General features: G+C 70.0%; 1 protein-coding gene. It reads left to right on the forward strand.

The genetic code is table 11. From position 1 onward, the window contains the following. Positions 1 to 287 (forward strand): GNAT family N-acetyltransferase (locus WDW90_RS38985; RefSeq protein ID WP_336492983.1); only part of this gene is annotated, 287 nt, incomplete at both ends.

Raw genomic sequence — 287 nt, forward strand, 5'->3', positions numbered from 1 at the left:
GCCGAGCCGCTGGTCGAGCAGCTCACCTGGGAATATGCCACGCGCTATGGCAGCTATTTCGGCGAGCCGCCGGGCGCCGAGATGAGCCGCTACCCGGCCGAGCTCTTCGCCCCACCGGACGGCAATTTCGTCCTGCTGCTGCGCGACGGCCGCGCCATCGCCGGCGGCGCCTTCAAGCGCTACGACGAGCGCACGGCCGAGATGAAGCGCATCTGGACCCATAGCGACTTCCGCCGCCAGGGCCTCGCCCGCCGCATCGTCGTCGAGCTGGAGCTGCAGGCCATACG

This window comes from Methylobacterium nigriterrae (assembly GCF_037106235.1).
GTDB classification, from domain to species: domain Bacteria; phylum Pseudomonadota; class Alphaproteobacteria; order Rhizobiales; family Beijerinckiaceae; genus Methylobacterium; species Methylobacterium nigriterrae.